Origin of the sequence: Saccharobesus litoralis (genome assembly GCF_003063625.1) — a bacterium.
Lineage (GTDB): Bacteria > Pseudomonadota > Gammaproteobacteria > Enterobacterales > Alteromonadaceae > Saccharobesus > Saccharobesus litoralis.
This window is the reverse complement of sequence record NZ_CP026604.1, coordinates 23,036-48,004: the sequence shown is the minus strand read 5'-3', so window position 1 is coordinate 48,004 and position 24,969 is coordinate 23,036. Positions and strand designations below refer to the sequence as shown.

Annotated in this window: 16 protein-coding genes; 8 read left to right on the top strand and 8 right to left on the bottom strand. The window is 42.0% G+C overall.

What is annotated here, in order from left to right:
- Nucleotide 1 precedes the first annotated feature (1 nt).
- The 3 genes from C2869_RS00190 to C2869_RS00180 all read right to left on the bottom strand — a co-directional run bounded on the left by C2869_RS00190 (nucleotide 2) and on the right by C2869_RS00180 (nucleotide 3,067).
- Nucleotides 2-1,189 (bottom strand): sensor histidine kinase, encoded by a 1,188-nt coding sequence (locus tag C2869_RS00190; RefSeq protein ID WP_228710849.1) that lies wholly within the window; start codon nucleotides 1,187-1,189, stop codon nucleotides 2-4.
- A 187-nt stretch (nucleotides 1,190-1,376) separates the two neighbouring features.
- Entirely contained in the window at nucleotides 1,377-2,486 is a 1,110-nt protein-coding gene (locus C2869_RS00185; RefSeq protein ID WP_108601032.1) for a hypothetical protein, read from the bottom strand.
- Between the two features lie 134 nt (nucleotides 2,487-2,620).
- Nucleotides 2,621-3,067 (bottom strand): GNAT family N-acetyltransferase, encoded by a 447-nt coding sequence (locus C2869_RS00180; protein ID WP_108601031.1) that lies wholly within the window; start codon nucleotides 3,065-3,067, stop codon nucleotides 2,621-2,623.
- 437 nt (nucleotides 3,068-3,504) lie between these two features.
- Between C2869_RS00180 and C2869_RS00175 the strand changes: the two genes are divergently transcribed.
- The gene (locus C2869_RS00175) at nucleotides 3,505-3,963 is read left to right on the top strand and encodes a hypothetical protein (RefSeq protein WP_108601030.1); all 459 of its coding nucleotides are present in this window, start codon (nucleotides 3,505-3,507) and stop codon (nucleotides 3,961-3,963) included.
- A 225-nt stretch (nucleotides 3,964-4,188) separates the two neighbouring features.
- The gene (locus C2869_RS00170) at nucleotides 4,189-5,253 is read left to right on the top strand and encodes a glycoside hydrolase family protein (RefSeq protein ID WP_108601029.1); all 1,065 of its coding nucleotides are present in this window, start codon (nucleotides 4,189-4,191) and stop codon (nucleotides 5,251-5,253) included.
- A 128-nt stretch (nucleotides 5,254-5,381) separates the two neighbouring features.
- Here C2869_RS00170 and C2869_RS00165 read toward each other — a convergent pair whose 3' ends face one another.
- Together C2869_RS00165 and kdgK are read right to left on the bottom strand one after the other, a co-directional pair.
- Nucleotides 5,382-6,137, bottom strand: a complete 756-nt coding sequence (locus tag C2869_RS00165; protein ID WP_108601028.1) for an SDR family NAD(P)-dependent oxidoreductase — start codon at nucleotides 6,135-6,137, stop codon at nucleotides 5,382-5,384.
- Between the two features lie 85 nt (nucleotides 6,138-6,222).
- Nucleotides 6,223-7,182 carry a 2-dehydro-3-deoxygluconokinase gene (gene kdgK / locus C2869_RS00160; protein WP_108601027.1) on the bottom strand — a complete coding sequence of 320 codons (960 nt, stop codon included), beginning with the start codon at nucleotides 7,180-7,182 and terminating at the stop codon, nucleotides 6,223-6,225.
- 864 nt (nucleotides 7,183-8,046) lie between these two features.
- On the opposite strand from kdgK, the gene trxC reads away from it, so the two are divergent.
- Nucleotides 8,047-8,478 carry a thioredoxin TrxC gene (gene trxC / locus C2869_RS00155; RefSeq protein WP_108601026.1) on the top strand — a complete coding sequence of 144 codons (432 nt, stop codon included), beginning with the start codon at nucleotides 8,047-8,049 and terminating at the stop codon, nucleotides 8,476-8,478.
- 195 nt (nucleotides 8,479-8,673) lie between these two features.
- Here the strand turns inward: trxC and queA are convergent, their stop codons facing one another.
- Nucleotides 8,674-9,717 (bottom strand): tRNA preQ1(34) S-adenosylmethionine ribosyltransferase-isomerase QueA, encoded by a 1,044-nt coding sequence (queA, locus tag C2869_RS00150; RefSeq protein WP_108601025.1) that lies wholly within the window; start codon nucleotides 9,715-9,717, stop codon nucleotides 8,674-8,676.
- Between the two features lie 534 nt (nucleotides 9,718-10,251).
- Between queA and trhP the strand changes: the two genes are divergently transcribed.
- Nucleotides 10,252-11,688, top strand: coding sequence for a prephenate-dependent tRNA uridine(34) hydroxylase TrhP (trhP, locus tag C2869_RS00145; RefSeq protein WP_108601024.1), 1,437 nt, complete (start codon nucleotides 10,252-10,254; stop codon nucleotides 11,686-11,688).
- A gap of 108 nt (nucleotides 11,689-11,796) precedes the next feature.
- On the opposite strand, the gene C2869_RS00140 is transcribed toward trhP, so the two are convergent.
- Both C2869_RS00140 and C2869_RS00135 read right to left on the bottom strand, forming a co-directional pair.
- On the bottom strand, nucleotides 11,797-13,131 hold the full coding sequence (locus C2869_RS00140; RefSeq protein ID WP_108601023.1) for a DUF1552 domain-containing protein: 1,335 nt from the start codon (nucleotides 13,129-13,131) through the stop codon (nucleotides 11,797-11,799).
- 16 nt (nucleotides 13,132-13,147) lie between these two features.
- On the bottom strand, nucleotides 13,148-19,873 hold the full coding sequence (locus C2869_RS00135) for a starch-binding protein (protein WP_228710725.1): 6,726 nt from the start codon (nucleotides 19,871-19,873) through the stop codon (nucleotides 13,148-13,150).
- Between the two features lie 857 nt (nucleotides 19,874-20,730).
- On the opposite strand from C2869_RS00135, the gene C2869_RS00130 reads away from it, so the two are divergent.
- From C2869_RS00130 to C2869_RS00115, 4 genes are all read left to right on the top strand, one after another.
- Nucleotides 20,731-21,951, top strand: coding sequence for a 3-dehydroquinate synthase (locus C2869_RS00130; protein WP_108601022.1), 1,221 nt, complete (start codon nucleotides 20,731-20,733; stop codon nucleotides 21,949-21,951).
- Nucleotides 21,952-22,191: 240 nt separating this feature from the next.
- Nucleotides 22,192-22,824, top strand: a complete 633-nt coding sequence (locus C2869_RS22415; RefSeq protein ID WP_159083950.1) for a hypothetical protein — start codon at nucleotides 22,192-22,194, stop codon at nucleotides 22,822-22,824.
- A 157-nt stretch (nucleotides 22,825-22,981) separates the two neighbouring features.
- A complete protein-coding gene (locus C2869_RS00120; RefSeq protein ID WP_108601020.1) occupies nucleotides 22,982-23,257 on the top strand; it encodes a hypothetical protein in 276 nt (91 codons plus the stop codon).
- Between the two features lie 194 nt (nucleotides 23,258-23,451).
- Nucleotides 23,452-24,702, top strand: coding sequence for a hypothetical protein (locus C2869_RS00115; protein ID WP_108601019.1), 1,251 nt, complete (start codon nucleotides 23,452-23,454; stop codon nucleotides 24,700-24,702).
- The last annotated feature ends 267 nt before the right edge of the window (nucleotides 24,703-24,969 follow it).

The window sequence follows — 24,969 nt, the reverse complement described above, 5'->3', positions numbered from 1 at the left end:
TCTAAACAACAGCCTGCGCAATGATAGGCAAGCGGACTTGACTTCGCGTTCCATCAGGCCGGTTAATCAATTGCAGCTCACCGCCTAAACGCTCAATTGTGGCATTAGCTAAAGCTAACCCTATCCCCATACCTTGCTCACTTGGCACAACCTGCTGGCCTAGTTTTTGTGTTAATTCCTCGGGTATACCCAAGCCATAATCGTCAATATTTACAACTAGCCAATCATTCTCTTGATATACATTAATTTCAATCAAGTCGTGCTGATTAGCCAAACTGGCACGCGCGGCATTTTCAAATAAATTGTAAAACGAGCTTTGTAAATTTAAATCGACTTTAATATACACAGGCTGATCGCTAGTTGTAAGTAAATTATCCATATTAATGTGATAGCGAATTTCATTACAGCTAACCCACCAATATTCTAACGCCTTTTCAACATAGCTTGAGGCTGTCGCCAACGACAATTGCTCTGGTTTAGCTTGCTTAGCACTTTGTGCGATCTGACGTACCGCGTTCGAGCAAACATCAAGTTGCTGTTGCAAGTCATCCAGCATATTGTGTTTGATATCTTCTTTTAATTCACCTACGAGTAAGTTAGCGGTTGAAAGCGGTGTCGCTAACGTATGAGCGGCATTAGCTGCACTGGTCGCTACCGCCAAAATTTGCTCATCGCGCAGTTGACGCTCTTTTAGCTGATTAATGGTTTTATTCTGCTTTAACAGCATGCGTTTTTGGTTGGTCAAGAACCAAGTCATTAACAGGGCACTCACGACAAAAGTTAACCACATGCCGGCAAGGTGCTGGGTGAAATTATCAGAATAATGATGGAAGTGTTCAGCAACTCCTTGCCACATCAGAAAGGTATAAATCGCCACAGCGGCTAAACAAACTAACCAAGCTGCCCGCCAGTGAGTTTGCGTCGCGGCACTAATAACAGGAATAAATAAAACAGAAACGGCACCACTGCTAGCGCCACCATGAAAAAACAATAAATAAGCGTAAAACGTCAAATCAACCCAATACGGCAGCACAGCATTAAAAATTTGGCTTGCTGATTTTATGCTATCTAAGTCAGTGCTAGTGACTTGATAAAAACGTCGCCCTAAAGAAAAAATAGCCAATACCGCAGCATAAACAATAATACCCGACCAGAGCTCAAATGATTGCCTTTGCCCCCAAATCAACACAGCCAAACATGCAGCCAATAAGATTGACCAAGGCAATATCAAAGAAAAAAGGTTTTTATTAAATTGCTTAAACATTAATTTAGAGGGCGTTTATCATTCGAGCTGGGCTTTACACAGCCTATTGTACGCATTAACTGTTAAATCAGTATATACGTAACAATTTTTCTACGCACTGAATCGTGAGAGATCAAAAAGATAATTGCCAAGCAAATACTAATTGTTCACGATTAGCCATTTGCATGCCATCAACCTTTAATTGACTTGCCTCGCTCCATTCAGCAGACAACCTATGTTGACCTATCTGGTAATTGACACCTAGCCCTATATCAATTTGCTCAAAGCCTCTTGCACTAGGATCAGCCGTTGGCATCATCATAGGATTTAATCGCGGATCTTGCCCAGAGTAATTAGCTTTATCTAACCAAGTAAGCCGTAAAGTCATATTTAAGCATTGCGTAATTTGATAACCAGCCCAATTATGCCAACGCCATTCTCGACCCGGCTTATAATTTTGTTCATTGTCCGATAATGGCGAATCGAAATTCAGTTGCGATCCCAACTGCAATTGCTGATATTGCCACACTCCCGTCACTCCACCTAGCACATTGTACGTGCCAGTCCCTAGCTGCATAGGATACCCCAGCATAGCATGCTGATGCATAGGCGTTTGCGCCGTTTGATCAATATCACCTGTAGGTAAACTCAAACCAAATTGATAATGAATACGATAATCTGCCGTTCCTACCAAGTTAACCAAGACTAAGGCCTTACTGTCACCAAGGCCAGAACTCGACGTAGAAAACATCATTGGCATGTTCATGTCAGCCATATGCCCGTGGTTTTGCGCTGAGTTATTCATACGCATAACACTATCCATATCATTACTTAAATAATGCGTCATCAACATCAAAGTCACTTCGTCGCTCCAGCCATACATAAGTCCAAACATATGCATTTTCATTTGCATATTTTTAGGAAGCATCATGTACTTTTGTAAAGCATCACTATGTGAAATGTCATCTTTGCCTTGTTGTAAACCAGACATTTTCATATCCATATAACGATATGAAAACATCCAGCCATCTTTATGATGTAAATGATCAGCCATCACACTGATTGGTGCTTGGCTTACAACTGAATGTTGACTATGGTCCATATGCTGGTGCTTGTTATGTTGGTGGTGCGGCTTGTTGTTGTGCTGATGCCCTTGATGCGAGTTATTAGCTGCAATGACGGCATTATTGAAAGATAAAGAGACAAATACACAAAAAACGGTTTGCTTAAGAATGTGCTTCATTTAGCGGTAAATAGTAAATCATCATGACTTACTATTTTAGAGCACGGAAATAGATTAAAACATGCGACATATTGTCGCACTTAGTCAAATTGAGTTACTGTAATAGATTGCTGTAACAGTTAAGCGCAAATCGATTATTGAAAGGCAGAACGGGTTAACCAAACGAGATGATGCTTACCGACACCGGCAATATTAAACTCATGATTATCCACTGTATACCCAGCTTTTTGATAAAAGCCAATCGCAGTTTTGCGAGCATTCGCCCAAAGGTAACTGGCACCAGATTCAAACGCTATTTTTTCAGCTGTTTTTAATAACTTAAGCCCCATTCCCTGTTGGCGTACAGTAGGACACGTTGCCATAGCACGAATTTGATAGCCTTGCCCTTCAAATTCCTCAGGCTTAGAGCGCTTGTATATAGTGAGTATACCTAGATGGTTTCCCTCAATAAAACCGCCTAAATGGTGAGTCGTTTCCATTTTATCACCGGGATAAATACATTGATCAAATTCAAGATCAGGACGCAGGATCTGGTGACGAAGTGACAAGGTATCACTAAATAGGATTGGACGAATTTCCATTATAGATTTAGCACTTGTAAATTATTCTTATCATCCGCCTACTATACCCTTTACAAGCAGTCTCTGACAATTAGATTCCTCTTTAACAAGGTTATTTGTTTGATATTATCTAACAAATATTTGTTACGTTCAGATTTACCCTAAATATAGTAACTAAACGTACCTATTCAGCATATCAAGTAGCAAGCTTATCCCCCTCGCAAAAATTACAATTTAACAAGCCATGTTAAGAGCAAGACTTAGCTTACACCCCCTATTTTTTGGTGCCTGCATAGCTGCTAGTACTTAGAATATGTCAGGAACAAAAATCTATAATATTACTCTTTTGTACAGAAAGGTTTACAAGTAAATGCTTGCCTACAAAAAGTTTAATTTCGCTGAATAATTACATTATTTTTAAGTTAAAATGAATATCAAACTAATCAAAAGGATTTATCATGTCAGATGCTTATACGCCGCCACAATCAGAACTTATTACCGAAAACAACAACTCATTTAAATTATACAAGGTAGTCTCTATCGCCGTTGCCACCTTTTTTGGTTCATCAATTGCCGGCGGTTATTTAATGTCGCAAAACTTTCGCAGATTAGGTCGTGATACAGAAGCGCAGTACAGCCTATACGGAGGAATAGCATTAACCTTATTGTTATTCGTAATCAGTTTTCTTTTACCCGATAACGTGTCAGGCAGTACGTTAACGACCATTATCCCAACGATAATTATGCAGCAAATAGCAAAACACCGTTTGCAAAACGACCTTGATACACATATCGCAGCTAACGGTGAATTAGAATCTGGCTGGAAAGCATTTGGCATCAGTTTACTGTTTTTAGCGATTATCGCGCTTATTACCTTCGGCATTGCCATAACAGCAGCTAGCTTAGGCTGGATTTAATCCGCTAACCACATCTACTAGCCTACTTTTCAAGTAGGCTTATTATCCCTCCTAATACCCACTAATAACCTACGATTGATCCACTAAAAATTGAACTAAAGAACGATACAATTAAGCCCTTGATTTGTTACTATAATTGATACAGAATATCGAAATAGTAAATAACATTTTTTATATACAAAAAGAGTGGAACCGATGACAAACATAAAACGGCTCTTGAGTGCAATGAATAAACTCAGCATCTTACTGATCAGCATTTCTTGCTTAGCAAGTTGCCAAATCACATCAAAGCCAAAGCAAGCACTCGATATCAATGCTCTTATGCAACCCGTGCCTGACCACGCCAAATTTATTGATGAAAATTACTTTATTTGGGGCGCAAGTATGGTTGAAGGGGATGATGGAAAATACCATCTTTTTTATAGCCGTTGGCCCAAAAAATATGGACATAACGCTTGGTTAACTCATTCAGAGATCGCTCATGCAATAGCAGATAACCCTCTTGGTCCCTACAAGCACAAAGATGTCACACTGCCAGCACGCGGTGCAGAGTTTTGGGACGGGCTCAATACCCACAACCCGACTGTACATAAATTTAATGGCAAATATTACCTGTACTACATGGGTAATACGGGCAACGGTAAATTAATGAAAAGCTTTAATTGGTCACATCGTAATAATCAGCGAATTGGCGTGGCTGTGGCTGATAACCCAAATGGACCTTGGCAACGATTTGATTCTCCTTTAATCGATGTCAGCCCTAACGGCGATGCTTGGGATGCATTGATGGTTAGTAATCCATCTATACTACAAAAACCTGATGGTTCATTCTTAATGGTTTATAAAGCAGTTGCTAAAAAGAAACCCTTGCCCGGAGGTGGGCCGGTTGTTCATTTAGTCGCAACATCAGATTCGCCAACAGGTCCATTTGTTAAACACCCTGATCCGGTATTTGTCGCAAAAGGTGATAGATTTCCCGCCGAAGATCCATTTATATGGCATCAAAATGAGCAGTATTGGGCAATAGTAAAAGATATGCGAGGCGTATTTACCAATGCAGGTAAGTCACTTGCGTTGTTTACTTCAAACGATGGTATTGATTGGCAAAAGTCACAAAAGCCCCTAGTTTCAACACTAAAAATAAACTGGCAATCAGGGTTACAAAAAGTTAATCACCTTGAGCGACCACAAATTTGGTTTAAAAATGGAAAACCAGCAATCTTGTTTTGTGCAGCAGACATAACACGCGAGCATTCATTTAATGTTCACATACCGCTTTTGCAAGAATAAAGACTAGAGAAAATAAAAAGACAAGTATCAGATAAAGCCTAAAAACTTTATCTGACAAGCTCGAAAAGCGCAGCTAATGTAGCTAGCTGCGCCCATTTTTTGCTTAAAAAGGGCTTAAGCAAAAAGCATTAGATACCTAACGCTTGACCACCACCGATCTGAACTGTTTCAGCTGTGATGAATGATGCATCTTTGCTAACCAAGAAAGAAATAACAGAAGCAACTTCTTCAGGTTGACCTAAACGACCTAACATAATGCTATCTTTCCAAGTAGCAAATACTTCAGGTTTAGTCGCTTTAATTTGTGCGTGGAAAGGAGTATCAATAGTACCCGGTGATACCGCATTTACGCGAATACCTGCTGGCGCTAACTCTTTAGCTAGAGCACGAGTTAACGTGTGAACAGCACCTTTAGAAGTACCATAAATACCAGCACCAGGGCCACCTGCATTCCAAGCCGCATTAGAAGTGAAGTTGATGATTGAACCACCTTCAGCTTTCTTCAAGAAAGGAATAGCCGCACGAGAAACGAAGAACGCACTATCAAAGTTTAATGCCATAACGAAACGGAAAAATTCAGTCGTCATTTCTTCAATTGGGCTACGGCCGCCTAAGCCACCTGCGTTGTTAACAACAACGTCAAGCTTGCCATATTTTTCACCAATAGCGGTTACATTTTCAGTAACGGCTTTATCGTCAGTTACATCAAAGCCGTAGTATTCAGCTTCGATACCTAATTCCTTCAATTCAGCAACGCGAATAGCACCTTGCTCGTCTTCAATACCGTTTAACACAACAGTATAACCGTCTTGACCTAAGCGTTTAGCAACTTGAAAGCCAATACCACCAGTTGCACCAGTAATTAAAGCAATTTTATTAGACATAGTTTAATTCTCGTATAGTAAGTTAATAGCACATTCGCGTTACTGCATTTGCGTAAATCCGTGGCAAGGCAATAACGAAAAATCGTTAGAGTTCAATTTTAGGCATCACGTCACGCGGAATAATGGCACCGCGATGCTGAACTACGGTTGATGCCACACGGTGTGCAATAGCGGCGGATTCAGCAGGAGCTTGACCCGCTAAGCGCGCACTTAGATAACCAGCGCTAAATGAATCACCGGCGGCATTAGTATCTGCCAAGTTTTCTTTGGCAACTTTAATAGCAGGAATACTTTGTGTAACCCCACCATCAATTTCGATTAAACATGGCTCTGTACCACGTTTTAAAATTATTTCAGAAACACCAAACCCTTGTAGGCGCTCAAACGCCTGACTTGGCTCAGTGTCACCCCAAATCAACTGATCATCATCAAAGGTATGGCAGGCAATATCAGTTGCCTGTAAAACTTTGCTGTACCATTTTTGGGTTTCTTGTTTATTTGCCCATAATTTCGGTCGATAATTATTATCAAAACACACTTTAGCGCCATTGGCTCGAGATTGGTTTAACCAATCAACTAAGCGTTGCTTCCCTTCTTCAGGTAAAATAGCTAACGAAATACCAGACAAATAAATATAATCAAATTCAGCGATTTCATTCAGTTGTTTATCAAACTCGCTACCAGAAAATAAATCTCTAGCGGCTGCTTGGCCACGCCAATATTGAAATGAACGCTCACCGTCTTCATCAACTTCAACAAAGTACAAACCCGGCAACTTGTTTTCAAAACGACGAATATAATCACAAGCAATGCCTTCGCTTTGCCAATTTTCAATCATCGCCTGACTAAAACTATCTAAACCAAGTCCGGTTACATACTGCACTTCAGCATTGTGTAAATAACTAAGACGTGCCATATACAAAGCCGTATTCAATGTATCGCCAGCAAAACCTTTATGGATAACACCTTGGGCATCTTCTTGTAGCTCAATCATACACTCGCCTACAAAAGCGATACGAAACGTTGGGTTACCCGAATTTGACATGTATTACCTCAAAAATTTAATGACTAAACGCACCAGCCACCAAGGTTTAAAAATGATCCAAAGCGAACACTTAACATTGGTTTAACAACAGATATAACAAAAAGCTAACCAAGGTATGAGTTAAATATATAACAACTCGATTTTTTGTCAAACAGTTTTTAAGTTTTTTGTTTTACCAATGATAAATACAAAGGCGAGCAACTGGTAATATTAACAAAAGAGTAAAACGAAATTAAAATGGGGACTTGAGATTTATACCAATAAATTCATAGCCTTATAAATCCAAGCTAAAAATTCGTATGACAATATGAAAACCAATGTTAGGGTAATGCCAATTGGTAATAAAGATAACTAAAATTTACTAGGCTCGTTATAAAGTTTAAATTTTTCGTTAAATTAATCAGGTTTGAAGGACTGGTTTCTAATACCAGACAAAGAGACTTCAGTTCTTAAGTAGATAAATGTCGCCCAAAGGTAATGAGCTATTAGAACCAAAATCAAAGCGCAACATTAATTATCTGAACATTTTGGTCAGCGCCAATTGATCCTTTTTATAGTCTTCTCGCTCAGGTCTTATGGTTCATTGTCAGCGCTTACTCTCAACTTTGGCTCCTGCGTCGTCCTAATACCTAAATCCCTTTAGGCAGCCCCAATCACATAATAGAGCATATGCTCATGGGGTCTCGAAGCTTGCCAGCATGGATGCTGGTAAGGGGCGAGAGCAGGACGCGGTAGCTTTGACGGCTTTGCTTACATGGATGTAAGTACTTAGCGTGAGCAGGATGCGGAAGCTGCCCCTAAAACCTGATCGCTTTGACTATACAAACGCTATATACTCATCAGCAAAAAATCAGTCGTAAAAATATGAATATCGTTTGTAACCATTGTTTTACCACCAACCGCATACCGGATGATAAAGATCACACACAAGCAAAATGTGGTAAGTGCCAGCAGCCTATATATGCAAAACAGCCAGTGAATTTAAGTGACAATGTGTTTTATCCATTTATTGAACGAAATCACTTACCGGTTGTAGTCGATTTTTGGGCAAGTTGGTGTGGACCTTGTCAACAAATGGCCCCGGTATTTACTCAAGTTGCAACTGAAACACCGCAAATACTATTTGCCAAAGTCAATACTGAGCAAGCACAACAAATATCAGCCGATGCAGGTATTCGCAGCATTCCAACCTTGATCTTTTTTCACCAAGGCCAAGAAATAGACAGAGTCTCTGGTGTTTTAAACGCAGTACAGATGAAGCAGTGGATTATTGGTTGTGTGCAGAAGTTAAAATAAACGTATTTATTCAGTCGCTAAAGCTGCTGGCTGCAAACCATTTTTTGCTTTTTTGCTTTGCAAGCTCTACAAGCATAAATGCCAATGCCGTTAAGTTAACGATTTCTAGTAGGTTGAGCTGAAGAATGAAGCCCAACAAAACTGCAGCTTATGTTGGGCTTCGCAAGCTCAGCACCAACCTACGTTGGCTTAAATCTATTTTTCGGTCTGGCGCTGTAAAAACATGGAATCGCCATAACTAAAAAAACGATATTTTTCAGCAATAGCTTGATTGTAAGCTTTAAGAATATTCTCTTTACCAGCAAATGCCGACACTAGCATTATCAAGGTCGACTCAGGTAAGTGGAAGTTAGTAAACATGGCGTCTACTACTTTGAATTGGTAACCAGGGTAAATAAAAATTTGCGTGTCATCTTGGAAAGTCGAGATCAATTCATCACCTGCCGCTTGCGCCGCACTTTCTAAACTGCGTACCGAAGTTGTACCCACTGCAATAACACGGCCACCATTCGCTTTGGTTTGTTTAATCGCGTCAACCACATTTTGTGGCACAATGGCATATTCAGAGTGCATGGTATGCTCTTTCACATTATCAACGCGGATAGACTGAAACGTACCCGCACCAACATGCAAAGTAACAAACTCGCAACGCACACCTTTGTCTTTCAATTTAGCGAGTAAACTTTCGTCAAAATGCAGGCCAGCTGTTGGCGCAGCAACCGCACCTTTCTCGGTGCCATAAACCGTTTGGTAACGGTTTTTATCTTCATTTTCGTCAGCGCGATCAATGTAAGGTGGTAATGGCATATGACCATGTTGCTCAAGCAGATCAAAAACATTTTCTTCATTTAAGATCTTAAGTTGGAACAAGTCACCTTCTCGTCCCATCATTTCAGCTTGAATAACCCCTTCCAGCACCACTTGGTTACCAGGTTTTAATGCTTTATTAGCACGCACGTGAGCCAATAAATTATGTTCGTCTAAAACGCGTTCAACCAAAACTTCAATTTTGCCACCCGTGATCTTCTGCCCAAGTAAGCGAGCCGGAATAACTTTAGTGTTATTAAAAATAAGTAAGTCTTTTTCACTGACTAAATCCAACATATCAACAAACTGCTTATGCTGGATCTCTCCTGAATTGCCATCAAGCGTTAATAACCTTGAATCAGTGCGATTAGGCGCGGGATAACGAGCAATTAATTCGTCAGGTAAATCGAAGTGAAAATCAGAAACAAGCATGGCAAAAATAGACCTACAAAAAATTAGGCGCATAGTCTATGCAGTTAGGTAACGTTAAGCAAGAAGGACAAACTTCACTGTTTGCAATATTTATGTAACAGAACGTTTCTTTTGTTATTTTGTAATAAAATTACGTAATTTTATGTAATAAACTTGTTAAAATGAGTTAATTTACGGTAAAAATACACTTCATTGCCTTTTTTTGGTTTAAAAGTGTTGCAAAATTACAAAACATCAATATAATGGGTTTCATGATTTGGTTAAGCCAAGTCCCCTTTGAAATTGTTGTTTTGAGTACCTTATTTAGTGCTTGAGTGTCTATGAGACATTTGTTGCCCGATTCTTTGAGTCGGGCTTTTTTTTGACTAAAATTTAGTCATTTAGAAAAAATACATTCTTAGCACAACGCCCTCACCTTCCTAACTTAGTTTTAGATAAACGTAATGGCAACTGCCATTCTCTGCGCTAGATCAAGATTTCACTTTGACTAATTCGCTATAGTCGCGCGTTTTATTCCGCTTCTTATTACTCAACATGAAAACTGAACTTCTATTACCTGCTGGTAGCTTAAAGAACATGCGTTATGCATTTTCTTATGGAGCAGACGCTGTTTACGCGGGTCAACCTCGCTATAGCCTGCGTGTACGCAATAACGAATTTAATTTGGAAAAATTAGCAACGGGGATCAGTGAAGCGCACGCTTTAGGTAAGCAGTTTTACATTGTTAATAATATTGCACCGCACAACAGCAAGGTGAAAAGCTTTTTACACGACATAAAGCCAGTCATTGATTTAAAACCGGACGCTCTGATCATGTCAGATCCCGGTTTGATTATGATGGTCAGAGAAAATCACCCTGAGCAAGTCATCCACCTATCGGTTCAAGCCAATGCGGTTAATTACGCTACCGTTAAATTTTGGCAACAACAAGGCATCAAACGGGTTATTTTATCGCGTGAACTATCCATTAAAGAAATCGCCGAAATTCGTCAACATTGCCCAGATATAGAATTAGAAGTGTTTGTCCATGGTGCTTTATGTATGGCCTACTCTGGCCGTTGTTTATTGTCTGGCTATATGAATAAGCGCGATCCTAATCAAGGCGCTTGCACCAATGCTTGTCGCTGGTCATATAGTGCTAACGAAGCCACTGAAGATGATGCCGGTAATATTGTTCATCAACAAAACACGCCGACTTTAGGCTTAGGTGAGACAACAGACAAGGTGTATTTGCTTGAAGAAAAAGAAAAACCAGGTCAATACATGCCGGCATTTGAAGATGAGCACGGCACTTACATCATGAACTCAAAAGACTTACGCGCGATAGAGCATGTAAACAAGCTAGTCGAAATTGGCGTAGATTCATTGAAAATAGAAGGTCGAACCAAATCTTTTTATTACGTAGCACGGACAGCCCAAACCTATCGCCGAGCTATCGACGATGCTATGGCTCAAAAAGATTTTGATCCGCAATTACTGACTGAGTTAGATAAACTGAGTAACCGAGGCTATACCGAAGGCTTTTTACGCCGCCATACTCACGACAGTTATCAAAACTATCAAACGGGTAATTCAGTTAGTACTTTGCAACAAATGGTTGGCAACATTGTTAGCTATGATAATCAAACTAAGCTAGCAACGATTGAGGTCAAAAACAAATTTGTTCTGGGCGATAGCTTAGAACTGATGACGCCAAGTGGTAATCAGCTATGTACCGCCGAGTTAATGCTTAATAAACAAAATGAAGCAATAGATGACGCTAAAGGCTCTGGCCATATCGTCAAACTCAAGTTAGACAATTTAGTTTGCCCAGAAGAACAATTAGACAAAGCAATTGTTTTACGTAATTTGCCAGAAGGGTTAGATACGCGCAATCCGTTTGGTCAAACACCACAACAACGAGTTCAGCCACAATTTCAAGACAAAGCGCAAGGCAAAGCACCTGAAATTAAAATTACTAAAGTTGAATAATGTTTAAAAGCATTGCCGAAAGCCAAAGGGCTTGTCGGCAACGCTATATACATTGACTTCTGCGTAAATTACCCCTAAATCTTAAACCCTAAATCTTAAACCCCAAGTTTAAACTAATAGCCCGTTTACATCGCCAAAACTATTACCATAGCTGTTCCAGCCTAAACCAAATGCTTTAGCAATCGACAGGTATAAGTTGGAAGTGCCTGCGTTACCGGCATCAATCCCAATACCGGTATTGATTGCGCCACCGGCACCACCGGCTAGGTAAATACCCGGATTATCTTGCTGGTGGTTTCCGCCGCCAACTTCAGACATTACCAATATCATGGTGTTATCAAGCAAAGTACCACCGTAAGCGGTATCCGGTCGCGCAGCAAGTTGCTCCATCAAGTAAGCGACCATCATGTTGTACCAGCGCGTTTGTGAATCAAATAAATCCGACTCATTATGCGAGCTAACGTGTGAACGCACTTCGTTGTAATTCAACTTATTGCCACTGCCAAAGTCGCCCATATAAGGGCGAATACTTGGGAAGTTAATCATTAACGACTCATCTTGCGCGCCCATAAATTGGAAGCTAGCGGTACGGGTGATATTAGCTTCAAACGCCATCGCAATATTACGCATTTGCGCTTGGGCGATCAGCTCAGCATCTTCGTTATTATCCGTCATGCCTATGGTTGGGCGGCTAAAGCCGCTACCATCGCCAATATCCAAAGTATTGTTTAACACGTTTTGATAATAATTCAGCGACTCTTCATGAGTTAATAATTTGCCTTGCTGCTTAACATTCAGTGTTTGCGCTTGCAGTAAATCTAAGTTTTCATGCAAAGATTCTAATACTCGTTTGCGGCGTTGATCTTCAGGCGATACTTCGGTTTGATTGGCGCTATTTACCACGTCAGCTAGCAAGTTGTCATAGATCATTTGCGGGTTATCTGGCACATCAATTTTATTGCCTGATTTGTCCGCAAACGGCATATATTCGCTGCCTTTGGCCTTACTCGACCAACAACCAACATGAATGTTATTAGTTAAGTTGCCACCGAGTTGTGTACCCAATTCAACATCAAATGATGCTGCCCCTTCAACACCGCCAGAGAAAACACCGTCGCAAGCTTCTGGGTGACCCGAGCTGCCGCCGTGTCCGGCGAAAGTCAGGTTTTTGATCGGCGTTAGCCGATCAACGTATGGTGCCAACGGTTGTAAAGGACTGTTGTCCAAACTGGCGGCCGACAGGCCACCTGTATTGTACGAATGCCATTTGTCGCGCACACAACCATTTGGGTAATACACCATGACAAAACGTCTGGCTTCGCCCGCCGCAGCAAATACGCTGGGCGAGAAAGCAAACTGGCTAGCAAATGCTGTGGTCAAACCCGCTTTACCTATGGTGCGCAGAAAGTCACGACGCTGCATTTTGTTTTTAAGAAAATTCATATCGGCATCCTCTCGATTATTTACGCAAGGTATAGTTTTGGGTTTGAGTAAATTGCACCATCAGGTCGAGCATGGTTGCATTCGGATCTTGCTTAAATACATCGCCAAACACTTGCACGGTACAGCTGTCTTCCGAGCCTTCTTTTTGGCCGCGTGTATAGCGATACCATTGTCTTGCATAACAGGCTTTGGCATGGGCGCTATCGGCGATAAGCTGCACTAATTCGTCCAACCCTTGGTATGGCACCACAGGTTCATTGGCTGATAAGAATGTCTCGGCCGAGAACAAACTACCAATATAACCGGCAGAGTTAATCGGCTTAACTTGGCCATCGTCGGTAATTTCTGTGGTGGTGAATAAGCCCAAGGCATTGTAGTTTTCTAAGCCAAACCCTATGCCATCAATATATTGGTGACAAGATTCACAACCTTCTTGTAAATGGGCATTTTCGAAACGCTCACGTACAGTTAAAGACGGATCTTCCTGTGGTTTAAGCACAGCACCAATTGGCGGTGGTGGGAATTCCTGACACATCAAGTTACTGCGCACAAACAAGCCACGTTTTACAGGGTGTGTTTTTTCCGAAGCCGATTGAATGGCTAAGATACCGGCATGACCTAAAATACCACGACGTTCACCGTTGCCGTTATCCGCCGTATAATCGACACGCTGCCAGTCGCTGCCGCCCGGCCACTGCAAGCCATAGTGCGAAGCTAACTGTTGAGTCATATAACTATGATCTGCGGTTAGTAGCTCATTATATGTGCCGCCACCAAATACGGTACGACGCACAAACTCAACCGTTTCTTGCTTCATATCGGCTTTCAGGCTATCGGTTAACGCAGCGGTTTTTATGTCTTTATCCAGATCCAACCAACCGGTAATAAAACGCTCAAAAGCCTTTTCGGCACGGGCATCCTGCAACATACTGGTGACAGTCGTAGCTATTTGGTTAGCCGTACTCAGCTCGCCCGCATCGGCTTTCGCCATTAAGTTTGCATCCGGCGTTGTTGCCCAGTAGGTGTACGACAACATAGCCGCGACTTCATAATCTGTTAACTCGTAGTAACCAGCGCCATTTGATTCACCAACCTCAGAGCGATACAACATCGAAGGTGACGACAAGATAGCTGACAGCACACCGACATCACCGTGCGCATTATATACGGCGGTTAAGTCAGTGATTTCAGTTGCGGTTAATGGCCGTCTAAACGCACGTTTACCAAAGTCATTTAGGAAGCATGTAATGTCGCTACAACCTGAGGTTAAATTGTAAATATTATTAACCATGGTGGCGGCAGCTTCCGCGGCGTTGATATAGCCTTTGGCGTAGTCATTAGTAAATAGCGTATTGGCATTGGTTTTAAAACCGTTGACCGGAATATCGGCAGGAATACGACCGCTGGTAACATCCACATCGTTAACCAAACCTAATAGGTCGCGGATCGAGTTGTTGTATTCCAATGTCGATAACAAGCGATAGCTACGATCTTGCGGAATTAAATCGCCCAAATCATTAGCGTTACAGGTATTGCTCGGTGGTAAATAAGCACCCGCCATAATCATACTGGCAGTTTCAGTGGCACAATCACCTGTACACGCCGCAGCATTGCCCATAGGCATACTGCTTTCGATATAAGCCGCTAGGCCACTTAAATCATACTTGTTTGCTACATCGAGTAATGACGTGCCGCTATCACCTTGGCTGCCATGACAACCCGCACAACCTTGGTCTTGATAAAATTGACGACCAACAACATATGGATCACTTACCGAATCAAACACCGCTAATAAGGTATACGATAAGGCATCGCCCACCACCAATTGCGTGTTAGCCTGAGTTGGGTCAACTAGGTAAGCTACACCAGAACCTTCCCAACCGACAAACTCTAAACCTGTTGCGGCTGGCTCGGCAATAATGTCGACCACAGTGCCTTGAGCGAATAATTTACCCGATAAATTCTCGCTACCTTGTAAAGTGACTTCACCGTTGCCAACCTGTATTTGGCTACCATTTTCCACGCCATTGCCATGTGGAGCTTGTGCTAACCATTGGTTATCGTACCAAGCTGGCGCGTTAATATTAGTGGTTAAATCAGCGGTTTGATTTGCGCCGTTATCATTAAAGATAATGTTGATATCGCCATTACCGTTTGCCCAATCGGCTTGTAACGCTACACGTAACCAACTACCGCCATATTCGTTTGCTGTCATGGTAATGGCAGAACCCGGCCATGCCGCACTGTGGATAGCAAGATCACCGTTGTTATCCGACCAAATATAAGCGGTTGGATTATTCCAAGTACTCGGCGCGTTAAAGTAAACGTATTGCCCAGCACCCAAATTGCTAACTGTAACGTTAGCCGTAATTCCTTGATAGCTAGCTGTGATTACTGCATCGCCTGCTGTGTTACCCGCAGTGAGTAAGCCCGTTGAACTAACACTAACCACATTGTCGTTACTGCTAGACCAACCGGCACCTAGGGTTACACCTTGCTCTGCACCGCTTGCAACACCAACCGCAACTAACTGCTGAGTTTGATTAGCGATCAATGTCGGTTGAATTTGGCTAACAATACTTAGGCTATCAATCGGTCCTGTATCTTGTGTAGTCGCGTTAGCTAACACCGCCACCGCATTGGCGTTAGTACCGACAGCGACTAACTCATAGTAATAGCTAGTGTTACTGTCTAAACCTGAATCGGTAAAAGTATCGCTATTGGCACTTAAGGTGACTAGTGGACTAAAAGGGCCGTTCGCACTAGTGGCACGACGTAAACTATAGCTTTGCTCATCAACGGCATTATCAATCCAAGTTAGGGTAATTTCAGAAGAAGAAATACCTGTCGCATTAAATTGACTTGGCTGGGTTGGTGCTCCAACTACAGTGACATCAATACTGCCCACTTGACCATTAACACTGGCCCAAATGGTGGTGGTACCAGCAATGCCTGCGGTTGTGGTGACTGAAGCGCTAGTGCCTGTAATATCAAGTACACTGGTATCGCTTGATGTCCAAGTTACGCTGCCACTGGGGATTGATTCAAAACCATTATCATAGATTGCCACCGTCGAAAGGTTAACTTGTTGGTTCGGCACAATCGTGGTTTGTTCAATGCTAACTTGCATACCGGTTTGCGTGGCGTTTTGGCCATTGATCCAATCGGCAATCAGTTGATCGGCTAATGGGTTAGTTAACACAGTACCTTTCGGCATACGGTTAGCATCATCGGTTTGATAGGTATGCACTAAGCTAACGCTATGATCGAAAGGCAACATACGATACACACCAGAGCGTTGAATATTCATAATATCCATTTGATTGACTGGGGTGGTGTAGTTGAAGTCCATCAAACTGCCGTCGTGACAATGCGCACAGTTAGTATCGAGATAAGCACGCGCCCGTTGATTTAAATCGGCGCTGTTATCTTCAGGATCTGGCATTGCGGCTAAGCTATTAGCCGCGGCAATATTGCTGCTAAACAAGCCAATTTGATTAAATACATCAAGCTGGTTTGCCACTAAACCTTGGTAATTAAAATCACCATTAAGCTGATCAGTAGCTATTGATAACGGCTCTTTACTACCCGTACCTAAGTGACAAGAAGTACACTCGGCACCTGAACGAATACGACGTTGAATATTACTAACCGCACCGTTGTAGAACTGACTCACCACCTCATCACTGGCTTGGGTAATTAAATCAGCATCCGTACCTTGCACGTTCCATTTGTAGTTAGCCGCCGCCCAATTACCTGAATCTTGCTTAAACAAAACTGAGGTTTCATACGGACGTGACTGGCTGGCACTGGTCGGTAAATCTAAATGCTTAACCAACACACTGCCAACAGGTAAATTCCAAACATCATCGGCATTAAATTCAATTTGACTGGCGTTAGGAATAGCCACGAAATGACGGGCTTTTAAACCATCAAACCAACCATCAGAATTTACATCGTATTCAAGCACACCATGCACAGCTGTTTGACTGCTAAGCTCGGCAAATAAACCCGTTGCCGATAATTTAGCTGGGATCACCGCCGCTTGTACGTCGCTATCAACCATGCGATAAATCGTCGATAAACCACCGTATTCAGCACCATGCGTAGTGATAAATACTTGTTCACCACTCATATCGGTGCCAAACGAGGATATATTACTTGGGAAGGCATCGCTCACCAATACGTCGGTATCACCCTCGGTTGCTGACCAGATCTTCTTACTCACGTAATCGCCGTAAATAAAGCGGCCATTTAAGCCCGGTAATTGCGTACCACGGTAAACAAAGCCACCGATAATAGATACCGAACCTGTGTTATGGCTATAGCCACCAATCGGCGCAATTAAATCTCCACTACAACTGCGTGTATTATTGGGATCACCGCCATCATTGCCACGATGATTTAAGCCTTCACATATAGGCCAACCATAGTTGCCACCCGGGGTAATAATATTAACTTCTTCAAAACCGGCTTGGCCGATCTCGGTTTCCCATAAGGTGTAAGGCGCTTCGGTATCAAAGCTAAAACGCCATGGGTTACGATGACCATACGACCAAATTTCATCCCGCACATTCGCGTCATTAACAAACGGGTTGTCTGATGGAATATCGTAGTACAAGCCTTGGGTATTCGGTGTTTCGCGCATAATTAGGCGAATAAAACTTCCGCGTAAATTGCTGGTTTCTTGCGAGCTATTATTGGTACGCGGATCCGGTTGCGTAGGCTCAATTGCGGTATCACCGTAAGCGCCGTCACCAATACTCATATAGAACTCACCCGTCGCTGGATGGAACTGCATCATACTGCCTTTGTGATCTGGCCCAGGTTGCGGAATACGTAAAATCTCGACACGTGCTCCAGCTAATGTCGGGTTTGTCGCATCGTTTAAGGTAATGCGCTCTAACACACCATCGCCAAATACGCCGTTATCGCTCTCGTTGTCGTTATCACCTTCAATGTAGTAGATATAGGCAAAACGATTGGTCGCAAAATCAGGGTGGAACGCAACCGACAACATACCTTGCTCATGATAATCACGCACTTCACTGCTGATATCCAACAGGGTATTAACCTCAGCCAATGTCACGTCTTGTCGATTTGGAAAAACCAACAACTTACCGGCTTTATCAACCACGTAAATCAGGTCGTTTATGCCATCGTTGGTCACCATTACAGGTGATGAAAAGCTGTTATCTAAGGCCGGAAATGCCGACTCATAAACATAGTTACCCGATGACACACTGCCAGATAATGGGAAGTTTAACGGCGCAGCTAATTGCGGACGCTCTGGTAACGCTTGGCTGGCAGCGACCACGGTTAAGGTAAAGCTATCCTGACTGCCATTTTCTAAGGTCAGGGTTACCGTGTATGTGCCTGTTGCCGTTAGTTCGGGTGTGACCACACTTGCACCTTGTAACGTGCCAGACCATGCCGCACTTTGCCAAGTTGCATTATCTGTAGCACCGTTTGATGCAGCCGCAGTTAAGGCAATTTGCGTATTAACATTAACCGTGCGATCACCACCAGCATCAGCGACCGAGGCTTGCGGTATTCCACAATCGGTTAAGGTCATCCACACGCCATTGTTGTAACACAATAAGTCGCCACTAAAGGTCAGGTCGGCCGATTGCCCAGCACCGCTATTGCTAAAAATCACACTGCCGCTGGTCGCGTCATTAGCAATATCAACATACCAAGCATTAAAACCACCAAAGTCCGTCATGCCTTCACCCGGCCATTGGCTATTTGCCATTACGCCTTGCGGTTGCACATTCCAGATATACGCGGTTGGTGTGTTCCAAGCGTTGTCGTTGATATAAAAAATCGCTTTACCGGCTGGATAATTGTACGTTGGAGCCGGTTGCACAGTCAGCGTCATGCTGTCTTGACTGCTGGCTTGCTGATCATCCACTACGGTTAAGGTGATCGTATAAGTGCCCGCGGTATCATAAACCAAGCTTGGGGTGACACCAGATAAGCCATTACTCCAATCATATTGGCTAATAGAGCCATCGGCATCACTTGAACCACTGCCATCAAACTGCACGAGTTGCCCGGCGGTGACGACTTGGTCAGCTCCTGCATTGGCGACTGGCGCTTGGTTTTGTCCGGCAATAACCTCAAAACCACATGCGGCTAAACTCGTCCAAGCGCCATTGCTGTAACAAGCATTGTTGGCGGTGTAAGTTAGATCGCCCGTTTGGCCATTGCCATTATCGTTAAAAATAACACTGCTTGAGGTAAGGCTGACACCCGGATCAAAACAGTAGTAATAGCCATTGGCTGTCATGGCTTGACCCGGCCAATTAAAGTCGGCTTGCGCGCCATTGGGCTCACCGTTCCACATGTAAATGGTTGGGTTATTGTATTGGTTAGCATTATCGTAACAAATAGACGTCGCGCTAACTTGCGGTTGGGTGGTGTTTAACAAGCCGCAATCATCTAAGCTTCGCCACTGACCATTTTGCCAGCAGTTGGCAGGGCTAACCATTTGCATATCGGCCGTTTGGTTTTGACCGCTATCGCTAAATATTAGGTTAACGCTGGTGACGTTAGTGGCGGGATCGTAACAGTAGAAATTGCCTTCGGCTGCCATGTTATGGCCGGGCCAATTGGTATTGGTTATACCGTTGGCGGGGTTACTGTTCCAAAGATGAACCGTGGGGGTATTAAAGTTATTCGGGTTATCAAAACATATTGCTGTGGGATTAACTGCCGCGTTTGCCTCGTCGGAGGGCATACAACTTAGGACCGACAACAAAAGTAAGCAGTACAACACCGGACGTGAGTCACGCCGGCGCATCGTTTTGTAATGCATTTCCTTCACCTTATTCGTAATATTTTTATTGTTTATTGGCTGTCAATGTTGAGCTTGTTGTGGGTGGCCAAAAGAGCATTGTTAGGCGTTACAGCAAGCACAAATTGCATGATTGTTTTCCTATCGCCAATTAACATTACCACAACAAAAATTGTTCACTAAACGAGCGAGCACGCTGATAAAATTACAAATTAAGATAAAAAACACCTCGTAAAAATAATTTTTATCGGCTTTTTAAGCGCTGATTTTCAATATTAAAAACCTTTTATAAATACAATCCACCAACCCTATTAAAGCCAATAAAATCAATTACCTAGAACAAAGCAAAAGCCCTAATTTGTTGCTCTAACGGTTTGTTAAATTAAATCCACTTATTGTCTTTTAAAAATTACCATATGCGATTTATGGCATGTTTTTTGATGTTTCCGTCAAGAAATAGTGTTTTCATGAAATCATAACCCATTGTTTTTATTGGTTATTAGTGCATTCATCATCAAGTAATGCATATAAGTACATACGTATTCATAAACTTTTGTTATGACAGCGGAAAAATAATCCGTAATGATACGCTTGGAATTGAACTCTAATTCCAGATCCCTATCGCCCAAGTAAGACCTAGTAAAGCAAAAAAAGTAACAAAAAAGAAACAAACGAGTTAAGTAGTGGGTTAAAGTCGCAAACTAAAATGTACTGGCGCTTTACCCAACTTGTAAACCTAACTCGTACACCTAACTTGTAAAAAAGATTCACGTTTATAAAAACAAATGAGGTAAGGGGTTATGGAAAATTTAATCGAGGCAAGTGCAAGCGCTGATACAAGTACTAAAACAAGCGCTAATACAAGAAGCGTTCAACAAATACGTCAAAGCTTTGCGGTTAACTTTCAATACGACGTAGTGTTTACCCGCAATACATTTAGCTTATCCAATAACAGCTTAATCGACATGCTCTGCCCTATTCAGCCAACCACTAAATTGCTAACCGTTATTGACCAAGCCGTAGAAAAACACCATCCATTACTGATAAACCGCCTAGAACGCTATTGCCAGCATCACAAAATACAAATGTTGCCAACCCTATCTGTGGTCGGTGGCGAAGCTTGCAAGCAAGATCCAGAGATTATCGATCAGGTTTACCAAGCGGTTGAACAGCATGCGATAGACAGGCATTCATACATACTCGCTATTGGCGGTGGTGCGGTGATTGATGCCATTGGCTTTGCCGCCGCCACCGCACATCGTGGCATTCGCTTAATTCGTATGCCAAGCACAGTACTAGGGCAAAACGATGCTGGCGTTGGAGTTAAAACCGCAGTTAATTACCATCAGCGTAAAAACTATATTGGTACCTTTACCCCACCGCATGGCGTGATCAACGACTTTAATCTGCTAATTAGCTTATGTGAAAGGGATAAACGCGCCGGCATTGCCGAAGCCATTAAAGTTGCACTGATTAAAGATAAAGCCTTCTTTAGCCAATTATGTGCCGACAGCCAAGCATTAGCCAAGTTTGAAGCTAAAGCCATGGAAAACATGATAATTAAAGGCGCTGCTTGGCACTTAAACCATATCGCCACCAGTGGTGATGCGTTTGAGTTTGGCTCCGCCCGACCACTCGATTTTGGCCATTGGGCAGCACATAAACTCGAAGAGCTGTCCAAGCATGAGTTAAGGCACGGCGAAGCTGTCGCCATTGGTATTGCTATGGACAGCATCTACTCGCAATTAATCGGCAATATTAGCCAATATCAGCTTGAGCAAATCCTCAACTTACTGATTGAGTTGGGCTTTGATCTGCAACCACAAGCTTTGCAATTATTAGATATTAAGCAAGCATTAAATGAATTCAGAGAACACCTCGGCGGCAAACTCTGTATCACCTTGCTTGACGATATAGGCCAAGGCGTTGAAGTGAACCATATTGATGAAAGCTTAATGCTTAAAGCAGTTGGCATATTAAAGCAGTTAACCGTGGAACAAGAATGTGCCTTAGCTTCGTAGGTTTATACTTTTGCATTGTTGGTAACAGTAGACCGGTTTAGCGCCGTTGGCGCGTAAGCCGGAGGATTAGTTGAGAATTAGTTAGAGCTGTAAGCCGAACAAACTATCAATTACAATGCCATCATTGAAGGTAAAGCCACACTATTAGGCTCAATATTAGTCCAAGCAGATTTTAAGGCGCTCTCGGATCCTCAAGAGGCTAATATTGTCAGTGGCTTATAAATTTAAAAGGTTGGCTCTATGGCAAATAAAAATTATGTTTTAGCAAAGTGCAAGGAAGTAGCAGAAGAGCTATCTGATTGGAAATTTGTATCACGGCATTTTGTTAATAAGAGAAATAAATGGCTGACTATAAAAGTTAGACCTAGTTTTAGTTTCTGGCCGCAAGGGACAAAATATGTGATCCGCGTTTGCATTAGCATAACGCCACTAGAGAAAACGGTTTTAAACAAAATATTTGAATCTAAGCGAGATTTTACGTTTATCAGGTCACCAAGGGATATAAATGAGATGGCGTTGATTGAAAATAACTTGTTTGCTTATGATCAAACGCCCGAATATGACGAGTTAACTAAAAAAGAGATGCGAAGATGGATTACTACAGCGGAAAAATATTTTGCTGATAATTGGGATTTAACCAGCGAAAAGACTATTTTTGCAACAGCAGCCAAACAACCTTTTAAATTTTCAGATAAGACTGGGCTTGCATTATGTGGGTTGGCTGCAGCGGCCGGTGAATTTGAGTTTATAAAGCAGCATTTTTATCAATATTATAATGACCCCAATACACGCAAATCAGAATCTTCTCACAACTTTCATGCCTTATTGCCTGAGCTCAAAGAGCGCTGGATTAAAAATGGTTCAATTTATTAACCATACCTAACCAAGCTTTCACAAAAGAGTTAGCTTATTGAGGAAATTTCTTAAATAACATAATCTTACTGCAATTTATTACAAGGTAGTTTAAATGCATAGGTGGAATAATTAGCGTGTCTACGCTCAATACACTTATATGTCTTCGTGAGGTTTTATGTTCAAATTTCTAGCTCGTTTATTCAAATTTCGAGAACATCTAAACGAAGAGTTCATCTATGTGATGCGTATCGCCCAAGAAGATGAATCGGTTAGAAAAACGCTAATTCCTATATTGGAAATGGATCCTTACCTACGTAAGCAGTCACTTAGACAGTTTGCTTATCAAGTCGAGAAAACAAAAGCGCCTCGCGAATTTGTAGAAGCAATAATATATTTAGCAGATGACGAGATCGCAGAAACTATGCTGGTCGAATTAAATAAAATTAACTAGTAGGGCGGTTTAGCGAAGCATGAGCGTAAGCCGCCATTTGCCAAACCTTGCCCTATAAACCATATCTAACCAAGCTTTCCCAAAATACACCTTACATTTTTTCATAGTCTAACCAACACAATTCCTCGTTTTCCCCAAGTTCACTGAACAATGGCCAAGCTAGCATAGAGTTAAATTTAAAAAGGGATACGACTATGCCAAATTTAAGAATTGCTGGTCTTAACAACTGGGGTGACTACTTTTCAGGAAACAGAAAATACCCTGATGTGACCGTTGAACCTGTTGCTGCCGATATCACTGATTTAGATCAGCTTGCCGAGCATATTGAGATTTTTGATACATGTATTAACGCCAAGATCACCGCTATTACCAATGCTTACGGTGGGATCAATACTTGGTTAGAGGGATTGGATGATATCAATATAGATGATAACGAACCTGTTATTTTGATCCCAACTGGTGGAAAAAATCAGCAATGGTTTATTAATGCATACAATGGCACCACTCAATACGGCGGCAATAATATTTGGTGGGTTGACCTAATTAATGACGGTGCCAACGTTATTATGGCCGTATGCGAAGATGAACGGGCTGCGTATACAGAAGCGGTTGCAACATTAAACCCAAGACCTCAAATAGTGGGTTATCCCGGTGCTGGCATTGGTTGGGGGCGTTTTGCCTGCATGAAAATTCAGCAAGCTTTAGGTGTTAGTTGCTGGATGGTCGATGATAGAGTTCATCACTTAAGTCAGGGGGAGTGGGGTGCTAAAGGAAATAGAATAGCGACTTGTGACGAGCTCCAAAAGTTGCAAACTGCGCTTGATGGGCAAAGAAATAACAACTGGAAGCACGTGCTTTATTCTTATCCGTTTACTAACAGTGCTGTCGCAACCTACCTGAGTGCCAATTATGGTAGTCACGCTATCAATGGCCCATCATCATTTGGCGTCTTAAAATCATTAAGTGCAATTACGTTTTCAAGAGGCTTTGTATTTTGTAAGGAAGACTTATCACTACACCAAGTGTTAGAAAATTGCGTTTACGACCCTAAATTAGTTGGTGATGAGGATGCGAAGATTACATCATTTGTCGCGACTGATACCCATAATCCTCAATATCAAAACCAAGCGCTTAATGAAGGTGCATTGCCCGCTAAAAAACGAAATATGATCAATAATTTGGTTAATTTAACCTGTTTTGAAGTCCCTACCGCAGATAACCAAGGTTGGCGCACATTGACTTGGGATATTTTGCGTGACGAGTATCATTTTTTAAACAAGATTGACCTAATAAAAATGCAAGATGCTGCGTTGTATAATTTATTAGCGGTTATTTTGGTTGGTTATACTGAACTCGTCGAAAAACCATCGATAAAATGTTTTCATACCGGCGTTAACGCGCATCGATTACGCCAAATCATGACTGGAATATTTGAGCATTGGTAAAGTTAGTAGATAGATGAAACTAAAGTAAAAAGCTTCATCAACACGTAAGCCGCCATTTTCTAGACCAAATTGTATTGACGATTTTACCCAAAGGACGGCTTACGCCACTCTTACCACTTTGTGTCTAAACCACGCCATCCAGTTAATCTGCTAGCGCATTAATCTTAGTTAATGCCAATTCACCCAGTTTAATTTCACAATTGCAACAACTCGTAACACCCCTCACAAAAAACCATCTATTTTATTCACTAAACCACCAATTTCAAT

Bases quoted from the DNA above. Each gene is read 5' to 3' on its own strand.
- C2869_RS00185 (WP_108601032.1), bottom strand. From the start codon at position 2,486: ATGAAGCACATTCTTAAGCAAACCGTTTTTTGTGTATTTGTCTCTTTA.
- C2869_RS00180 (WP_108601031.1), bottom strand. From the start codon at position 3,067: ATGGAAATTCGTCCAATCCTATTTAGTGATACCTTGTCACTTCGTCAC.
- C2869_RS00175 (WP_108601030.1), top strand. From the start codon at position 3,505: ATGTCAGATGCTTATACGCCGCCACAATCAGAACTTATTACCGAAAAC.
- C2869_RS00170 (WP_108601029.1), top strand. From the start codon at position 4,189: ATGAATAAACTCAGCATCTTACTGATCAGCATTTCTTGCTTAGCAAGT.
- C2869_RS00165 (WP_108601028.1), bottom strand. From the start codon at position 6,137: ATGTCTAATAAAATTGCTTTAATTACTGGTGCAACTGGTGGTATTGGC.
- kdgK (WP_108601027.1), bottom strand. From the start codon at position 7,182: ATGTCAAATTCGGGTAACCCAACGTTTCGTATCGCTTTTGTAGGCGAG.
- trxC (WP_108601026.1), top strand. From the start codon at position 8,047: ATGAATATCGTTTGTAACCATTGTTTTACCACCAACCGCATACCGGAT.
- queA (WP_108601025.1), bottom strand. From the start codon at position 9,717: ATGCTTGTTTCTGATTTTCACTTCGATTTACCTGACGAATTAATTGCT.
- trhP (WP_108601024.1), top strand. From the start codon at position 10,252: ATGAAAACTGAACTTCTATTACCTGCTGGTAGCTTAAAGAACATGCGT.
- C2869_RS00140 (WP_108601023.1), bottom strand. From the start codon at position 13,131: ATGAATTTTCTTAAAAACAAAATGCAGCGTCGTGACTTTCTGCGCACC.
- C2869_RS00135 (WP_228710725.1), bottom strand. From the start codon at position 19,873: ATGCCCTCCGACGAGGCAAACGCGGCAGTTAATCCCACAGCAATATGT.
- C2869_RS00130 (WP_108601022.1), top strand. From the start codon at position 20,731: ATGGAAAATTTAATCGAGGCAAGTGCAAGCGCTGATACAAGTACTAAA.
- C2869_RS22415 (WP_159083950.1), top strand. From the start codon at position 22,192: ATGGCAAATAAAAATTATGTTTTAGCAAAGTGCAAGGAAGTAGCAGAA.
- C2869_RS00120 (WP_108601020.1), top strand. From the start codon at position 22,982: ATGTTCAAATTTCTAGCTCGTTTATTCAAATTTCGAGAACATCTAAAC.
- C2869_RS00115 (WP_108601019.1), top strand. From the start codon at position 23,452: ATGCCAAATTTAAGAATTGCTGGTCTTAACAACTGGGGTGACTACTTT.